The organism is Spirosoma sp. KCTC 42546, assembly GCF_006965485.1.
Lineage (GTDB): Bacteria > Bacteroidota > Bacteroidia > Cytophagales > Spirosomataceae > Spirosoma.
The window spans coordinates 365,831-382,200 of sequence record NZ_CP041360.1; the positions used below are offsets into that span (position 1 = coordinate 365,831).

Sequence of the window (16,370 nt, forward strand, 5' to 3'; positions counted from 1 at the left end):
TATTGAGAAAAGGATTATATCATGAAACGACAGACCCCACAATTCATTGCTCACTTTCTCATTCATATCGAAACAAAAGGTCTGACTATAAGGTACTATAACCAGTCAATCCCTCTTTACGTAAAACCTGAATAACGATGCTTCAATTCGATAAACTTTCGCTCAATATACCCGATACCCATAAACCCCGTGTTGTCATTATCGGGGGCGGTTTTGGGGGCATGAATCTGGCTAAAGCGCTGCGCAATTCCGGTGTGCAGGTAGTGCTGTTCGATAAACAGAACTATAACGGTTTCTGGCCTTTACTATATCAGGTAGCTACCGCTGGTTTAGAGCCTGATGCCATCGCAGAGCCCTTTCGTAAAATGTTCGATGGCTTTAATGATTTTCACTATCGAATGGTTCGGGTTAATAAAATTGACCCGGCTACCAAAACGGTTACCACCCTGATTGGCGATTTACACTATGACTTTTTAGTGATTGCCAGCGGCTCAAAGTCGAATTACTTTGGCAATGAGCAAATACAGAAATATGCCTTTCCACTGAAAACGATTCCCGAAGCGCTCAACGTCCGAAGTCAGTTTCTACAGTGTTTTGAACAGGCCAGCGTTACAACTGACTTTGCTGAACGGGAGAGCTTACTCACCTTCGTGATTGCCGGTGCAGGCCCAACCGGCGTTGAAATGGCCGGTTCGCTGGCCGAAATGCGTAAGCATGTGCTACCGAGCGATTATCCGGGACTGGATTTCAGTCAGATGAGTATTTACGTGGTTGAAGGGCTGGGTAAAGTATTGCCACCTATGTCGGACGAAGCCGGGCAGAAAGCACAACAATACCTCGAAGACCTCGGTGTCATTGTCAAATTAAATACACTGGTTGAATCCTACGATGGGGAGACGGTGACTTTCAAAGGGGGCGAACAAATAAAAACACAAACCTTGGTTTGGGGAGCTGGTGTAACGGGTGCGCTCATCGACGGTATTCCGGCTGAATCGACGGAGAAAGGGCGAATTCTGGTCGATCCCATTAACCGTGTTCAGGGATTGACAGATGTGTTTGCCATTGGAGACATCGCTTTTATGAAGCTGAAAGACTATCCAAAAGGGCACCCTGGCGTGGCACAACCCGCCATTCAACAGGGAAAACATCTGGCGAAAAATATCCAGCGAATTCTTAAAAACGAACCGACAACGCCTTTTGAGTACTTCGACAAAGGATCGCTGGCTATTGTGGGCCGTAGTCGGGCCGTTGCTGATTTGCCGGGGGGTATTCATCTCGGCGGCTTTATTGCATGGATGGCCTGGTTATTTGTCCACATCTGGTATTTAGTGGGTTTCCGTAGTAAGCTGATCGTGTTCAGCAACTGGGTATACCGGCTATTTACCTACGAACGGGGTACCCGAATCATTATCCGGCCATTTGTGCGAAAAGATGATAAAGTTGGCCGGGAAATGATGGCGCAAAATGAACAAGCGTGAAAATCTTACCGACGACTCCCGAGCGGATAATTGAAGCCGAACTGATATTTATATTGAAGCGAATAAAAATGGTGCGTAGCTAGCCCCTGGTGGTCTGCCCCAAGGCGAGTATTGGTGTAATCGACCCAGGCGCCCTGAAAGTCCGTCTGTAAAAAAAAGTACTTAAAGATGTCGAGCTTCAGGCCTGCGCTTAGTGCGGCTACCATACCATGATAATGGAAATAGCCTTCATCGTTATTGCCTAGTATGGTTGAGATTGTGTAGGAGATCAGCGGGCCACCGCCAACTTTACCAATGGCGCTCAGTTGAAAGGCTTTAGAGTGCCATAGCTTTTGCCGCTTTACCAGGTTGAGCATCAGATAATTGTTGCCATTGGTGTGCTGTAAATGCACAAAATCGGGTGTTACAAGCGTGTCTTTATCAATCTGATGACCCCTGATCTGACCCTGTACATGCATAATCTGGTTATCGGTAACGATGTATTTTAGGTGGTCCCAGCTTATCTCGATACCCAGATCGCGTTTATCGTTGAAAAAATAACCCAGGTTCATGTCATACTGTGGAACCGTCAGGTTATTGAGCTTATACCAATCGTGTAAATCAGGCCGGTCGTGGGCCTTCGCATCAATAAATGTGAAGTCGTAATTATCTGTCGTTGTATTTCGGAAGTGGATTGTGCTTTTGGTGTACCAGTCGCGATTATAGCCCCAGGTGAAATAAATACTGCCCCGCTGTTTACCAAGCTTAATTGAATTTTCGGGAAGAGACTGTTGGGCGAAAACAGGTTGTAGTAGAGAATATACTAAAAGAGTGAACAGTAAAGGTTTACGCTTCATGTAATGTACAGTAAATGACGGTGGTAAAAAGGTGATAAATGCTAACTAAAGCGTATTTCACCTCTTTGAGTTCCGTATCATCCCTATACCTTTATCCCCAAAGGTACATACCGGTGAAGTATATACTTTTGGAGATAAATCAGTGCATCTAGTTACCAACCAGGACGGCCATATCCATAATTTCCACCATAAGGTCTGGCTGGCCTTGGTGGTGGACCATAAGGGCGTCTGGCTCCGTAATGGCGGCCATAAGTAGGGCGACTATAATAAGTTGATGTACAGCTCCCTACTGATACAGAAAGTATCAAGGCTGTTAAAAGTCCGAGCAATTTTGACGTTTTCATGGTTGTGAAGCTATTTTTTTTGTAATTCAAGGATTAGATAACTGGAGCCTGTCAACGATTAAAGGTTGCTGATTAAGGTTCAGTTAAAGTTTCAGCACGCGACGGCGGCTGAGCGGATACTTAAAACGTTTAGCTCAATTTCGCGTTCCATTAAGTACATTCACCGTCCTGATTAACTCAATGCGTTGCACCAACCTTCGCACTGCCTTTTTGGCAAGTGCCTTCCTGACAGCACTGGCCAGTTCATCGCCAGCTCAATCCACTCCTGATACAACGAAAGGCGGCCCGCTCGATCTGGGTAAGATGTGGACGTTCGACAATCCGCCTAAAGACTACTTTCAGAAGACCTATAAGTTTACCCCCGACGAAAAGTGGTTCGATGAAGCCCGGCTGGCGTCGCTCCGGTTTGCGGATTATTGCTCAGCTTCGTTTGTATCCGCAAATGGCCTTGTGATGACCAACCACCACTGCGCCCGCGAGTCGGGAACAGGTGTGACACGTAAAGGGGAAGACCTGAACGCCACCGGTTTTTTTGCCAAAACAGCCGCTGAGGAACGGAAAGTAGATGGCTTATTCGTCGATCAGTTGGTGAAGATCGAGGACATTACGAAGCGCATTCAGGATGCAATGACTGGGGGTGCATCTCAATCGGAACAGGCGCAGCTACAGGCCCGCGAGGAAGCCTTTTTAGCCGTAAAACAGGAATATGGCGAAAAAGCTGGCTGGAAAGGGCTGGAGTTACAAACCATCACCTTTTACAACGGAGGCCGTTACTCGCTTTATGGATTCAAACGCTATACCGATGTACGGCTGGTGTTCATGCCTGAGTTGCAACTTGGCTTCTTCGGTGGCGATTACGACAATTTTACCTATCCTCGTTATGCGCTCGACTGCTCGTTTTTTCGGGTGTATGACAATGGGAAGCCCCTGCAAACGACTCATTTCTTCAAATTTAACCCAAATGGCGTTCGGGATGGTGAACCTATTTTCGTAATTGGTAATCCGGGGCATACGGAACGCCTTAAAACGGTAGCCGAACTGGAGTTCGACCGGGATTTACAAACGCCCGCTACTATTCAACTCCTTAAAAACCGATCTGCTGCCTTGCAAGCCTACAATGCTACGGCGAAAAACGACAGTGTATTAAACGAGATTTTTAGCTACGAGAACAGCCTGAAAGCCTACGGTGGCCAACTGGAAGGCCTGCGCGATGCTAGTTTGCTAGCCCGTAAGGCCGTCTTCGAAAGCCAGTTCAAGGCAGCCGCCAAAGCTAAAAACCTTCCTGCCGATCAACTAAAAACCTGGGACGAAATTGCTGCCAGCACAGCGCAATTACGAAGCCTTTTTAAAGATGCGAACTATTTGGCCCCCAGCGAACGGACAATGGGCGAGCTGATGACCTTTGCCAATGTAGCTACCCAATTCAGTGAATTGCTGGCTTCACGCCCGCAGGATGCCGAGCGTGCCCGTTCCTTGATGGTGGCTCCAGAGGTGAAAGATTTAGCGTTGGAAGAAGCCTACCTGGCGGCTCATCTGGCCGAAGCACAAGCGGCTCTTGGTACTGATGATCCGTATGTGAAAGCGGCTCTTACGGGGCCTGATGGAAAAAGTCGCACGCCTAAAGAAGCTGCGGCTTATCTTGTCAAAAACACTAAACTTACCGACCCAGCCTTTTTAAGCGAGTTATCCACGCGCCCAAATTCGGCTATTTCATCAAACGATCCGATGCTGGCGCTGGCTCGAATTGGGTTTCCCCGGTATGTAGCAGCCGCCCGGCAAGCCCGGCAACTTACGCAACGACAGGAGGTTTTGCGCGGTCAATTGGGTCGTATGCTGTATGATGTGTACGGAACGGCCGTACCTCCCGATGCCACGTTTTCACTCCGAATCAATGATGGCGTGGTGAAGTCCTACGACTATAATGGCACAAAGGCACCTATTCTAACCACCTTTGCCGGCCTGTATGATCGTAATTATTCGTTTGCGAATAAAGCTCCCTGGGATTTGCCCGCTCGCTGGAAAAATCCGCCAATGGAATTGCTCAAACAACCGATGTGCTTTATTTCTACGAATGATATTATTGGGGGAAACTCGGGTAGCCCAATGATCAATAAAAACCGCGAAGCTGTTGGATTGGCCTTTGATGGTAATATGGAAAGCTTACCGGGTGAATTTATTTTCGTACCTGATTTAAACCGAACCATCTCAGTACATACCGGTGGCATCATTGCCGCAATGCGTTATATTTACAAAGCCGACCGATTGGTAAATGAGCTTGTTGGCGCGCCAGCAAAGCCCGGTTCAGTGAAGAAATAAAAGTTTACGGTATAAGGTTTATGGTATTCGGTGGCTGACGCATGGATAGCTGACGCGTCAGCCACCGAATACCATAAACCTTATACCAATTACTATAAACACCCACCTATGTCCTATGACTAAATCTGAAATTCCCGTGATGCCTCAGTTTTTCGACCGATATATCAATATCGCCGATAACGTATTTATCATGGATGCATTGACGCAAGCTGCGTCGTTTGAAACGTTGATGCCAGCCTATAAACTTGAGGCCATTGGCGATCTTCGGTATGCGCCCGATAAATGGATGGTAAAAGATATTGTACAACACGTGATTGATAACGAGCGTATTATGTCTTATCGAGCGCTACGTTTTGCCCGTAATGATCAAACCAGTTTGCCCGGTTACGACGAGGAGTTGTTTGGTAAAAATGCCCACGCCACGCGCCGGACTATCCCCGATTTATATGCCGAGTATGCCGATGTACGGCAGTCCACTATTGCGCTGTACAAAAGTTTCGACAATGAGATGCTGTTACGTAGCGGCATCTGTTTTCACCAGACCATTTCTGTACTGGCCCTGGGCTTTGTCATGGTTGGTCATGCCCGACATCATGCTAACATTATTCGGGAACGCTATTTACCTCTTCTTACCAAATTATGATCAAAAGAACCTTACTCTTCATCGCCATTGCAGCGCAAACCGTTTGCGCGCAGACAAAATCAAAGATCACCGTTACCGACCTTACACGAATCAAACAAGTTGGTGGCATTGAACTGGCTCCCGATGGGCAACGGGCGGTTTATACCCTCACCACCATTGAAGCGAATCCCGACCAGAAATCGGAGGGCCGACCCGAAGAATATGATTACAAAACACACATTTATTTGACAGGACTGAAACCTGGAGATACCAAAGCACTGACGCGTGGCCCTGAGTCGGCACGGCAAGCTACCTGGTCGCCGGATGGGAAGTGGCTGGCGTTTGTCCGAACGGTGAAAGCCAAAGGGCAGATTTTTATCATGCCATTGGATGGGGGCGAAGCCTGGCAGTTGACGAACAGCAATTATGGCGCAGCCAGCCCGGTTTGGTCTCCGGATGGGAAACGAATTGCGTTTACAGCTGGCGTAACTATGGCGCAGCTATTAACCGATTCGCTGCTGAATCCAACAAAAGGGGGGCCGTCCTGGTCGCTCGAAAAGCCTGGTTTTACCAATAACAATTTCATTAAAGTCGATAAGAAAATAAAGCCTAATCCGGATGGTTCGCTGGCCGAAATCCGCGCTTATCTGAATAAAGATGTTGAGGATAAAAAGGCGAAAGTGATCAACCGACTCAATTTTCAGGGCGAAGCTACCACCGAGCCAGATATAACCTTCACGCATGTATATGTGATTGATGTGGCCGAGGGCGCAACGCCTAAACCCTTGACGCGCGGTTATTCATCGTATACCGCTGCTAACTGGCTACCCAGTGGACAAGGCCTTTTGGCTGTTGCCGATCTGGATTCGATGAAGCACCCCGACCGTGAGCAGGACAATGCTATCTTCTTTGTTTCGGCAGATGGCTCTGGCAAGAAAACGCTGGTACTAGGCGAAGCCGGTAAAAGCTACGGTGCGCCGGAGGTATCGCCAGATGGGAAACAACTGGCATTTCTGGTCAGCCCATCGGAAGGTGTCAATTTTTCTCAGATTGGACTGGCAGCCCTGAATGGCTCAACAGCATCGGGTATTCAACTCGTCACCTTCGACCGAGCGGCTGGGAATCTGGTCTGGGCAACACTCCCCAGTTCAGGAAAAGGTAAAAAAGCCGCTCCAAGCGATGTGATCTACTTTACTGCTTCCTCGAATGGCGGGGCTCCTCTGTATCGGCTCGATCCGGCTACGCGTCAGGTTACGCAATTAACAGACGTTGAGGCCGGTGTTACAGGTTTTGATGTTGTAGGCAATCGGGTGGTTCTTGCAAAAACCGAAGTGGCTAACCCATCGGAACTGTACGTAACAGATGAAACAGCTAAAGCACAAACGAAGCTGAGTAATCACAACGATTGGGTGGCTCAACGTCAGCTTAGTTTCCCGCAAAAACGCACCTATAAAAACTCAATTGGCCAGACCGTGGATTACTGGATTATGAAGCCGACGGTTTTTGAGGCCAATAAGAAATACCCACTTTTACTCAATATGCACGGCGGCCCAACCGCTATGTGGGGCCCAGGTGAGCAGTCGATGTGGCATGAGTTTCAATATATGTGCGCGCAGGGTTACGGGATCGTTTACGCAAACCCACGCGGATCGGGCGGGTACGGCATCAATTTTCAGCGGGCCAATATCAAGGATTGGGGCACGGGTCCAGCTGAGGACGTTTTAGCCGCTGAAAGCGATGCCGCTAAAGAAGCTTGGGTTGATACGAGTCGGCGGGTGATTACGGGTGGCTCCTATGCCGGGTACCTTACGGCCTGGATTGTTGGACATGACAATCGGTTTAAAGCCGCCTTCGCACAACGGGGTGTGTATGACCTGACCACATTCCTGGGTGAAGGGAATGCCTGGCGACTCATTCCAAATTACTTCGCTTATCCCTGGTCGGCCGAAGCGAAGGTATTGGATGCCAATTCTCCTTACACCTTTGTTCAGAATATCAGAACTCCTCTGCTGATTAAACATGGGGAGAATGACCTTCGAACAGGGCCCATCCAGAGCGAGATGATGTACAAAAGCCTGAAAATATTAGGACGCCCGGTTGAGTATGTACGGATGCCCGGTGCTACGCATGAGCTAAGTCGGACGGGTAATGTTCGTCAGCGGATTGACCGGCTGCTCCGGATTTATGAATTCTTCGAGCGGTATATCGGACCAGATTCGCAAGTGCTCACACAGAAATAGCCAGGTAACGTGGGAGGAAACCAGCGATTTTTTAATGATAAATACTATCTGAAAATCGCGGATTTCCTCCCACGTTACGTTTGTAACAGAAATGGACCGGATACTAAAACGGTCATGGTACTCAATGGTTTATTTCCATAAGTTTACCGGAATCATTAACTGTTAAACGACCATGGCTACTCGCTATCTGTTTCTTGGTTTGCTTTTTTTGACTACGACCAGCTTCGCACAAATCGCAAATGATAATACGCTGAAGGCGCAGATTGATGGAAAAGAGTTTATAACGCAACCGCGCCGAATCAAGATTGCTAATTTCTGGTGGGTAACTGCCAACACGATCAAGCCGGATAAATCACTCCGAATCTGGCTGGGTCGATTCGACAAAAGTGATGTGCTTGAATCGGGTACGTATTTGGTGGTGGATGCCGACAAGCCGGATACGAAGGAAAACAAGAAGAAATATGAGGATATGGGCAAGTATAAAGGTATTGCCGTTATCAAATACGTTGAAGAGACCAAAGAGCCTCGTATGGAATACCACGTTGGCAAATCGACGAATGCCGACGAGACAATCCAGGTCAAACTAGGTACAGATGGGTTTCTGGAAGCTACCTTCGGCGGTACACTGGCCGGTAGTTACTGGAAAGAGAAAGCATCGGCTACCGTTTTTGGTGGTATGGGGCGGTTAATGAACAAGATGCAGGATAAAGCCATTACCAAAGCATCGGGTTACGATCAGGATATTGACCCCGAAGGAAACGGCTATAAAAAGCAGGAGAAAGAGGATCAGATTGTTATCTCAAACGGAACTTTCAGGCTAAAAATGAATTAAATTGGGTTCATGACCTGCCTACTAAAAATAGGCCATAAAGAATCAGAAAACTAGATTAGTTCGTCTTCATAATAGTTGATACGACTGTTATGAAGACATTTTTTTTACGTGATTTGCAGGTATGAGTAAGCAACAGGAATCGCTCGAAGAAGCACACAAGTTTCGCTACTGGAAAAGCCAGATGGAAGCGAATGGAATGAAGATTAACGCCATCAAGGAGGCTTACATTCGTCGCCGGCATAATGGCGAAGTGCTGTTTGCAATGCTTGAAGTGGACGCCGATACGCCCGAAGGCGATAAAATTCCACCCGCTCTCTTTCTGAAAGGTCATGCTGCGTCGATGCTGGTTTGCCTGATTGATAGTGCCACCAAAGAGAAGTTTGTCGTGCTAGTAAAGCAACGACGGATTGCCGATGGCTCACAGACCTACGAGCACCCTGCCGGAATGGTTGATGCCAGCGATTCGCCCAACGATGTAGCTGCTCGCGAACTAGGGGAGGAAATTGGCCTGACTGTTACTGCCGACGAGTTGACGAAGCTAAATCCCCATGTCTGGTTTCCGAGTACGGGTACCAGCGACGAAGGCATGCACTTTTTCTATATAGAGAAGGAAATGAGTCGTGATGAAATCATGACGTTTCACCTCAAAAATATGGGGAGTGAAGCAGAACATGAACGCATCACCAGCGTAGTGGCAACGATTCCCGAATCTCATAAGCTTATTACCAATGTGAATGGGCTACTGCTTAATTTTCTGTACCTGAAGCATGTGGGGGATTATGAGACAATGAAGTTATTGTAGACTTGTTTGACGTTTGTAGTTGGATGTTGGTTGACGCATAGTTGCTTTCGCGTCAGCCAACATCCAACTACAAACGTCAAACAAACATTTAAACCAAAACACCATGGACGAATTTATGCAGGAGGCCATCAATCAAGCCCGGAAAAGCCTGAGCGAAGGCGGTATTCCCATCGGCTCGACACTCATTAAAAATGGTAAGTTGGTTGCCTCCGGGCACAACAAACGTGTGCAGGAAGACAATCCGATTCTGCACGGCGAAATGGACTGCCTGAATAATGCAGGCCGTGTTGGCTCGTTTCGGGATACGGTCATTTACTCGACGCTTATGCCCTGCTACATGTGCGCTGGTACGATTGTGCAGTTCAAAATTCCGAAAGTAATTGTTGGCGAATCGCGGACGTTTCCAGGAGCGCGGGAGTTTATGGAGCAGCATGGTGTAGAAGTAATCGACCTCGATTTGCCCGAATGCATCGAAATGATGAATCGATTCATCGCTGAGAAACCAACGCTCTGGAATGAAGACATCGGGGAGTTATGAGTTAATGGCATATGTTACCTATCTAATCACGATACGTCACATATGCCACTACCGTAATCAACTGACCCTGTGCGTTTTCCTGTCTTTTTTATCGCCCTAACGGCGAGCTGTATTCTTGCTGTTGAGCTACAGGCGCAGCGATCGGTAATTTGGAGTGAAAAGCCTGGAACCTGGCTACTCAACGCGGGTTTGGGTACAACACGGTATACCGGTGATTTGAGTGAATTTGGAAATGTAGCCCATTTGCAATTGGGGGCTGCCGTTAACCTGGCTGCGGCCTATAGGGTTTCGCAACAGCTTTCCTATCGGGCGGAGGTGCAGCTTTACTACATTTATGCTCAGCAAAAATATACCCGCAATTACTACAATAATCTCTCATTCAAAAGCTTGAATCCCGACGTTTGGGCGGGTGTTCAAGTTGATTTATGGCCTGTAAATGACCCTTACAGGGCCACTATTCCCTACGTACTGGCAGGTGTGGGTATTACTTATATGAGGCCGAAGGCCGTATATCAGGGTCAATCATACGGTCTTTCTATACTCCAGACCGAAGGTGTGAACTATAACCAATTGACGGGCAGCATTCGCTACGGATTTGGCCTGCCTCTATTGGCTAATGAGCGATTTCGGTTTAACCTGGAGGGCGCCTACACGCACGTCTTGAGCGACTATCTGGACGATGTTAGTTCGGTTTATGCTGACCGAAGCGTCATGAGTCCATTAGCCGCTGCTTTATCTGATCGGCGGGCCGAACTGGGCACTCCACTTAACCTACCCGGCGAACAGCGGGGTAATACGGGTAAAAATGACGGGTATTTTACACTAACGGGGCGTCTGGTATTCGTAATTATCACGCCAGGCCAACGTAGTTACCGCCGACAGATTGGTCGTTAGGCTTTTGGGGGCTTTTGCTGTAATTTTGGCCTAAAACCCGGCAGTGATGCCTCCCTCAACCGAATGAGTCCAGCTATTTTTGTTGATGCCCTTCAAAACGAACTCCAGTATATTCAATACGGGCAATATCCGCCCGAACTCTATGACCCCATTCGATACATTATGAGTCTAGGCGGTAAGCGCATGCGTCCGTTATTGACGCTCATGTCGACTTACTTATTCACTGATGATTGGCAAAAGGCTATTCGGCCAGCCTTGGGAGTAGAGGTTTTTCACAACTTCACGCTCATGCACGACGATATTATGGATCAGGCCCCATTACGTCGGGGGAACCCGACTGTGCATGAAAAATGGAATGGGAACACGGCTATTTTGTCGGGCGATGTGATGCTGGTGAATGCCTATCAACTGTTGCTGACCGTTGAAGCGGATAAACTAAAGCCTGCTTTGGAACGCTTTAGTCGGACTGCTGCCGAGGTGTGCGAAGGCCAGCAAATGGATATGAATTTTGAAACTCGCTGGGATGTTACCGAAGCTGAATACATTGATATGATTCGCTTGAAAACATCGGTCTTGCTGGGTTACGCGCTTGAGCTTGGTGGTTTAATTGGCGGTGCTGATGTTGAAACCACTCGTCACCTGTACGAAGGTGGGATGAACATTGGTGTTGGTTTTCAGTTAAAAGATGATTTGCTGGATGTATACGGCGACCCCGCCAAGTTTGGTAAACAAGTTGGGGGCGACATTATCGCGAATAAGAAAACCTTTCTACTGATCGAAGCACTTCAGCAAGCGAAAGGGGCCGTTCGGGACGAGTTAACGAACTGGCTAACCCAAACAAGTTTCGACAAAAGCGAAAAAGTGCAGGCCGTGACTGCCATCTACGATCAACTAGGTATTCGTCAACAAACCGAAGCGCGAATTAACGAGTACTTTGCTCGTGGATTTGCCAACTTCGATCAGGTTAATGCCAGATCTGACCGGAAGAATTTATTGATTCAGTTTACCCATCAATTAGTTGAACGAGAAAGCTAACTGATTTACGATGTGCGAATTACGATAGCTGATTTATCGTAATTCGCACATCGTAAATCGTAAATCAATCTACATGAGCATAACCCTTATTATCATAGTCATTACGGTCCTGATCAGTATTGCGGCCTGGAATAATTACAACCTGATGGATCGGTTGATTATGAATCCTTACCGGGTGGCAAGCCGCGGAGAATACTATCGACTGATTACGTCGGGTTTTTTGCATGCAGATTGGGGCCATTTGTTTTTTAACATGCTCAGCTTTTACTTCTTTGGTGGATTTATTGAGCAATTATTTAATTACTTATTTGCAAGCAGTGGGCCGATCTATTTAGTTGGGTTTTATTTAGCTGCCATTTTGGTGTCTGATATTCCTACGCTTCTGAAGCATAAAAACGATCCGGGATACAATTCGCTGGGTGCGTCTGGGGGCGTATCGGCCATTATTTTTGCCGCAATTCTATTTCGCCCATTAACGCCTATCTACCTGTTTTTTATCCCAATTGGGATTCCCGGATTCATTTTTGGCCCCTTATATCTGGCCTATTCCTACTATGAATCTCGTCGTGGGGCAGGTAATATTAACCATGATGCCCACTTCTACGGAGCACTATTTGGTATCTTGTTCATGGTTATCGTATACCCGCAAGTACTGCCTGACTTTTTTGAACAGATAGCTGGCTGGCGATTGTTTTAATTTACCATGTTCAGTCTGTTTAACCAGCCATATCCGTCTACAAACGCGCCTGTGCAGGAATTGCGTAAGGCCGCTGTGATTGGGGTATTTGTTGGCTTGTTTCTGCTCGTTTTTCAGCCGTTTGGCATCAATTTATGGGAGACTCCCTATAAGGTACTCAAGGTACTTGGGTTTGGCGCAGTTGCGTTTGTTATCACAGCGGTAAACTTCATAGGCTGGCCGCGGCTTTTTCCTGGGTTTTTCGGCGATCAGAACTGGACTGTTAGGCGAGAAATCGTGTTCGTAACCATTAATGTTCTGCTAATTGCTATTGCAAACCGATTGTATCTGATAGGATTATTAGGCCATGAAGAACAAAGTGGTTTAAGCTGGATAAAGATGATTTTAGTGACCTTTTTGATTGGAATCTTTCCAATAACGGGTCTGGTATTACTTAACTATATAAGGCAACTCAAGAAATACAGCCAGGCCGCGGCCGATTTGCCAATTCATATACCTCCTTCAGAGGGACTCACGAACGCCAGTCCATCGACTATTGTCCCCACAGAAATAGCTGATACTATAGTAACACTCGTTGCGGATAATGAAAAAGACAAACTGGTAATATCGGCCGAATCGCTGATTTTTATCGAATCCAGCGATAACTACTGCACTGTAGTTCACCTTAAAAATGGCCAGCCTGTTAAACCGCTTCTACGAAGTAGCCTGGGACGGCTGGAAAAGCAGATAGCGAAACCGCACATTGTTCGGTGTCATCGCTCGTATGTTGTTAACCTGAACCGGGTTGAGCGCGTAACGGGCAATGCGCAAGGGTACAAGCTTCACTTACTGGATGGACAGTTTCAGATACCGGTGGCGCGACAGTATAACGAGACGCTGGTGGCTGAACTAAAAACCTTGTAAAACACCCCACCATTCACCCCAGATGCCGGGTTTAGGTACCAAACATCCCTAAAGGTGCTGTTCATCCCTTTTAGTTGCAGCGAGCTAACGGGTTGATGTAGGTTTGTCCCAACAAACGACAACCCCACAAACGGCCATGAAAACGCTGATTATTGCTCTGCTCATTATTCATATAGCCACTGGTGTTACGGCCCTATTGGTTGGCCTGATTCCCATGTTCTCTAAAAAAGGGAGTCAGTTGCACAACCGTGCCGGACTCATCTATGTGTATTGCATGATTACGGTTGCCCTTACGGCTCTGCTATTATGCGCCTTGCAACCCTTCAAAATGATGCGGCTATTCCTGACTGGTATTGCCATCTTTAGTTTCTACCTGAGCATGACGGGCTGGCGGGCAACAAAGCAGAAAAAAACAGGTCCAACGCCAGTTGATAAAGGACTTACCTTCATCACCTTGTTGGTTAGTGTAGGAATGATCGGATTTGGAGTCTATTTGCTGGTGTTGAATGGGGCATCTTTTTTCCCGATTTTATTCTCCTTTTTCGGACTCTTGACGTTAACATTTGCCGGACGAGATATTCAATTTATGAATCGTCCTACCGAGAAAATGCATTGGTTCTTTCAGCATTTCACACGCATGGGCGGCTCATACGTTGCCACATTTACAGCGGCTTTAGTCACGAATATGGCTCGTATACTGCCCGCCAACGCGCCTGAATGGGCAGCTACACTCAGCTGGATTGCACCCAGTATCCTCGGCGCTATGTTAATTAGCCGCACAGTACGCTATTATAAGAAGAAATTTAGTGTAGCGAAGACACCCGTAGTGGCCTGATCATTTTTGCAAGGACTCTTTAGCTGTTGCCAATGCTTTCTCAGCCCATTGCTTCATTTGCTTACCTGAATAGTGCAGGCCATCGGAGGCAAACTGAGTCTCGTCGCCGGAAGCGGATCGACTTAGGGGTGTAATGTCGATATAAGCAATGCCCAATTTTCCGCATTCTTCGTTAGCAATCGCGTTGAATTGATCAATTGCCTGGGCAATACTGGCTTTATTTTGTCCCGCAGCAAATGGTGACACGCCCCAATCGGGAATTGAGAGCACCAATACGTGGGCTGTTTTTCCCCCCGCGAATTTTGTAGCCGTTTGTAGTAGTTCCCGAAACTCAGTACGGTAACGTTCCTGACTCTGACCCCGGTATTGATTGTTAACGCCGATCAAGAGCGAGACTAGATCATAGGTTTTCTGGTTTCCACTGGCTTTGATGGCGTCCTGTAATTCGGCTGTTGTCCAGCCTGTTCGGGCTATTATATCAGGATTTGCTATATCCAGACCATATTTGCGGAGCAGGCCTGCGAGTTGGACACTCCAACGATCGGCTTCCGAAACACGCTCCCCAATGGTATATGAATCCCCAAGTGATAGGAAACTGTATTTCGACGCGTCGGCCTTCGGGTTCTCGATCATATTGGGTTGGGTGCATGCCAAAAAAAAGTTCAGAACCAGGATTTGTATGATTTTATTGATTGCCATGATTTCGAGCTAATATTTAGAATGAAATAAACGTGATTAGTTTATTTTCAGATTTAGCTACAAAATCATAATAATCATTTAAATCATAAAAATCCTGGCGGGGCCGCCCGCGCGGTCAGACTTACTCCTGTTCCAGTAAAAACGCCTTGATAAATGGGTCAATATCCCCATCCAGAACGGCTTCAGTATTAGAGGTTTGGTAACCGGTTCGGTGATCTTTCACACGCCGATCATCCAGCACGTACGAACGTATCTGCGAGCCCCACTCAATTTTCTGCTTACTGGCTTCTACTTCGGCGCGGGCTGCGTTCCGTTTCTGGACTTCAATTTCGTAGAGCTTTGATTTCAGCAAGCGCATCGCTACTTCCTTGTTCTGCAACTGGCTCCGTTCCTGCTGACACTCGATGATTAATCCCGATGGCTTGTGCTTCAGCCGGACAGCTGTTTCTACCTTGTTCACATTCTGTCCACCAGCACCACCCGATCGGAAGGTATCCCAGTCAATATCAGCTGGATTCACCTCAATGTTAATCGTGTCGTCAATTAATGGGTACGCATAAACCGACGCAAAGGAGGTATGGCGCCGTGCATTGGAATCGAAGGGTGAGATTCGCACTAGTCGGTGAACACCATTCTCCGACTTCAGGAAACCGTAAGCCAGTGGACCATCTACCTCTATCGTGGCGGATTTGATTCCGGCCGTATCACCATCCTGATAATCTACCTGCTTCAGGCCGTAGCCGTGCTTTTCGGCCCAGCGCATATACATTCGGTACAGCATTTCGGCCCAGTCCTGACTCTCTGTTCCGCCCGCTCCGGCGTTTATTTCGAGTACGGCGCTGAGTTGGTCTTCCTCGTTCCCAAGCATTTTTTTGAGTTCGAGGTCGTCGAGTGTAACCGATAACTTACGGCCTTCTTCGTCCACTTCTTCTTCACTCACATCACCTGCTTCGTAAAATTCAAACAGTGTTTCGAGATCACCGAACTGACTGTTTAGTTTTTCATAACCGGTGGTCCAGCCCTTAAGGGCGCGAACCTGCTTCATAACGCCTTCGGCTCGGGCAGCATCAGTCCAGAATTCAGGCTGGAAGGTCTGCTGCTCGAGTTCTGCTAAATGTTCTTTCTTTGCATCGTAGTCAAAGATACCCCCTTAGAGCCTCTACTCTGGCTCTCAAGTCGGTCAACTGGTCGGTTGTCATGAACTTGTCGTATTCGTTTAATTAATACAATAATGGTAAAAGTCGTTTTCCTGACCTTTCTCACAAAGATAGAACAAAAGGAGGTGGACAATGGGTTTGC

General features: G+C 47.4%; 15 protein-coding genes. 12 read left to right on the plus strand and 3 right to left on the minus strand.

Going from position 1 to position 16,370, the window contains the following annotated elements; translation table 11 throughout:
- Positions 1-137 precede the first annotated feature (137 nt).
- The gene (locus EXU85_RS01570; RefSeq protein WP_142770400.1) at positions 138-1,478 is read left to right on the plus strand and encodes an NAD(P)/FAD-dependent oxidoreductase; all 1,341 of its coding nucleotides are present in this window, start codon (positions 138-140) and stop codon (positions 1,476-1,478) included.
- A 5-nt stretch (positions 1,479-1,483) separates the two neighbouring features.
- Here the strand turns inward: EXU85_RS01570 and EXU85_RS01575 are convergent, their stop codons facing one another.
- On the minus strand, positions 1,484-2,314 hold the full coding sequence (locus EXU85_RS01575; RefSeq protein ID WP_246859394.1) for a hypothetical protein: 831 nt from the start codon (positions 2,312-2,314) through the stop codon (positions 1,484-1,486).
- A gap of 524 nt (positions 2,315-2,838) precedes the next feature.
- Here EXU85_RS01575 and EXU85_RS01580 point away from each other — a divergent pair.
- The 11 genes from EXU85_RS01580 to EXU85_RS01630 all read left to right on the plus strand — a co-directional run bounded on the left by EXU85_RS01580 (position 2,839) and on the right by EXU85_RS01630 (position 14,372).
- The gene (locus EXU85_RS01580) at positions 2,839-4,974 is read left to right on the plus strand and encodes a S46 family peptidase (protein WP_142770401.1); all 2,136 of its coding nucleotides are present in this window, start codon (positions 2,839-2,841) and stop codon (positions 4,972-4,974) included.
- A 115-nt stretch (positions 4,975-5,089) separates the two neighbouring features.
- Positions 5,090-5,617: a DinB family protein gene (locus EXU85_RS01585; RefSeq protein WP_142770402.1), complete on the plus strand. Its 528-nt coding sequence runs from the start codon at positions 5,090-5,092 to the stop codon at positions 5,615-5,617.
- Positions 5,614-7,836 (plus strand): S9 family peptidase, encoded by a 2,223-nt coding sequence (locus EXU85_RS01590; protein ID WP_142770403.1) that lies wholly within the window; start codon positions 5,614-5,616, stop codon positions 7,834-7,836. Before EXU85_RS01585 ends, EXU85_RS01590 begins: the two co-directional genes overlap by 4 nt.
- A 172-nt stretch (positions 7,837-8,008) precedes the next feature.
- Positions 8,009-8,668, plus strand: coding sequence for a hypothetical protein (locus tag EXU85_RS01595; RefSeq protein ID WP_142770404.1), 660 nt, complete (start codon positions 8,009-8,011; stop codon positions 8,666-8,668).
- Positions 8,669-8,789: 121 nt separating this feature from the next.
- Positions 8,790-9,470: an NUDIX hydrolase gene (locus EXU85_RS01600; RefSeq protein WP_142770405.1), complete on the plus strand. Its 681-nt coding sequence runs from the start codon at positions 8,790-8,792 to the stop codon at positions 9,468-9,470.
- A 103-nt stretch (positions 9,471-9,573) separates the two neighbouring features.
- Entirely contained in the window at positions 9,574-10,008 is a 435-nt protein-coding gene (locus EXU85_RS01605; protein ID WP_142770406.1) for a nucleoside deaminase, read from the plus strand.
- Between the two features lie 69 nt (positions 10,009-10,077).
- Entirely contained in the window at positions 10,078-10,902 is an 825-nt protein-coding gene (locus EXU85_RS01610; protein WP_246859396.1) for a hypothetical protein, read from the plus strand.
- A gap of 63 nt (positions 10,903-10,965) precedes the next feature.
- Positions 10,966-11,937, plus strand: coding sequence for a polyprenyl synthetase family protein (locus EXU85_RS01615; protein ID WP_142770407.1), 972 nt, complete (start codon positions 10,966-10,968; stop codon positions 11,935-11,937).
- 73 nt (positions 11,938-12,010) lie between these two features.
- Positions 12,011-12,634, plus strand: a complete 624-nt coding sequence (locus tag EXU85_RS01620; RefSeq protein ID WP_142770408.1) for a rhomboid family intramembrane serine protease — start codon at positions 12,011-12,013, stop codon at positions 12,632-12,634.
- 6 nt (positions 12,635-12,640) lie between these two features.
- Positions 12,641-13,537 (plus strand): LytTR family DNA-binding domain-containing protein, encoded by an 897-nt coding sequence (locus EXU85_RS01625; protein WP_142770409.1) that lies wholly within the window; start codon positions 12,641-12,643, stop codon positions 13,535-13,537.
- 136 nt (positions 13,538-13,673) lie between these two features.
- The gene (locus tag EXU85_RS01630; RefSeq protein ID WP_142770410.1) at positions 13,674-14,372 is read left to right on the plus strand and encodes a DUF2306 domain-containing protein; all 699 of its coding nucleotides are present in this window, start codon (positions 13,674-13,676) and stop codon (positions 14,370-14,372) included.
- Here the strand turns inward: EXU85_RS01630 and EXU85_RS01635 are convergent, their stop codons facing one another.
- A complete protein-coding gene (locus EXU85_RS01635; RefSeq protein WP_371731979.1) occupies positions 14,373-15,071 on the minus strand; it encodes an SGNH/GDSL hydrolase family protein in 699 nt (232 codons plus the stop codon). It abuts the gene before it with no gap.
- A 121-nt stretch (positions 15,072-15,192) separates the two neighbouring features.
- Positions 15,193-16,270, minus strand: a protein-coding gene (prfB, locus tag EXU85_RS01640; protein ID WP_142770411.1) for a peptide chain release factor 2 whose coding sequence is annotated in 2 segments (ribosomal slippage) — positions 15,193-16,209 and positions 16,211-16,270 — 1,077 coding nt in all. Because the reading frame shifts where the segments join, the coding sequence is not laid out codon by codon here.
- Positions 16,271-16,370: the final 100 nt, after the last annotated feature.

Bases quoted from the DNA above. Each gene is read 5' to 3' on its own strand.
- EXU85_RS01605 (WP_142770406.1), top strand. From the start codon at position 9,574: ATGGACGAATTTATGCAGGAGGCCATCAATCAAGCCCGGAAAAGCCTG.
- EXU85_RS01575 (WP_246859394.1), bottom strand. From the start codon at position 2,314: ATGAAGCGTAAACCTTTACTGTTCACTCTTTTAGTATATTCTCTACTA.
- EXU85_RS01595 (WP_142770404.1), top strand. From the start codon at position 8,009: ATGGCTACTCGCTATCTGTTTCTTGGTTTGCTTTTTTTGACTACGACC.
- EXU85_RS01570 (WP_142770400.1), top strand. From the start codon at position 138: ATGCTTCAATTCGATAAACTTTCGCTCAATATACCCGATACCCATAAA.
- EXU85_RS01630 (WP_142770410.1), top strand. From the start codon at position 13,674: ATGAAAACGCTGATTATTGCTCTGCTCATTATTCATATAGCCACTGGT.
- EXU85_RS01615 (WP_142770407.1), top strand. From the start codon at position 10,966: ATGAGTCCAGCTATTTTTGTTGATGCCCTTCAAAACGAACTCCAGTAT.
- EXU85_RS01590 (WP_142770403.1), top strand. From the start codon at position 5,614: ATGATCAAAAGAACCTTACTCTTCATCGCCATTGCAGCGCAAACCGTT.
- EXU85_RS01580 (WP_142770401.1), top strand. From the start codon at position 2,839: ATGCGTTGCACCAACCTTCGCACTGCCTTTTTGGCAAGTGCCTTCCTG.
- EXU85_RS01620 (WP_142770408.1), top strand. From the start codon at position 12,011: ATGAGCATAACCCTTATTATCATAGTCATTACGGTCCTGATCAGTATT.
- EXU85_RS01585 (WP_142770402.1), top strand. From the start codon at position 5,090: ATGACTAAATCTGAAATTCCCGTGATGCCTCAGTTTTTCGACCGATAT.
- EXU85_RS01625 (WP_142770409.1), top strand. From the start codon at position 12,641: ATGTTCAGTCTGTTTAACCAGCCATATCCGTCTACAAACGCGCCTGTG.
- EXU85_RS01600 (WP_142770405.1), top strand. From the start codon at position 8,790: ATGAGTAAGCAACAGGAATCGCTCGAAGAAGCACACAAGTTTCGCTAC.
- EXU85_RS01635 (WP_371731979.1), bottom strand. From the start codon at position 15,071: ATGGCAATCAATAAAATCATACAAATCCTGGTTCTGAACTTTTTTTTG.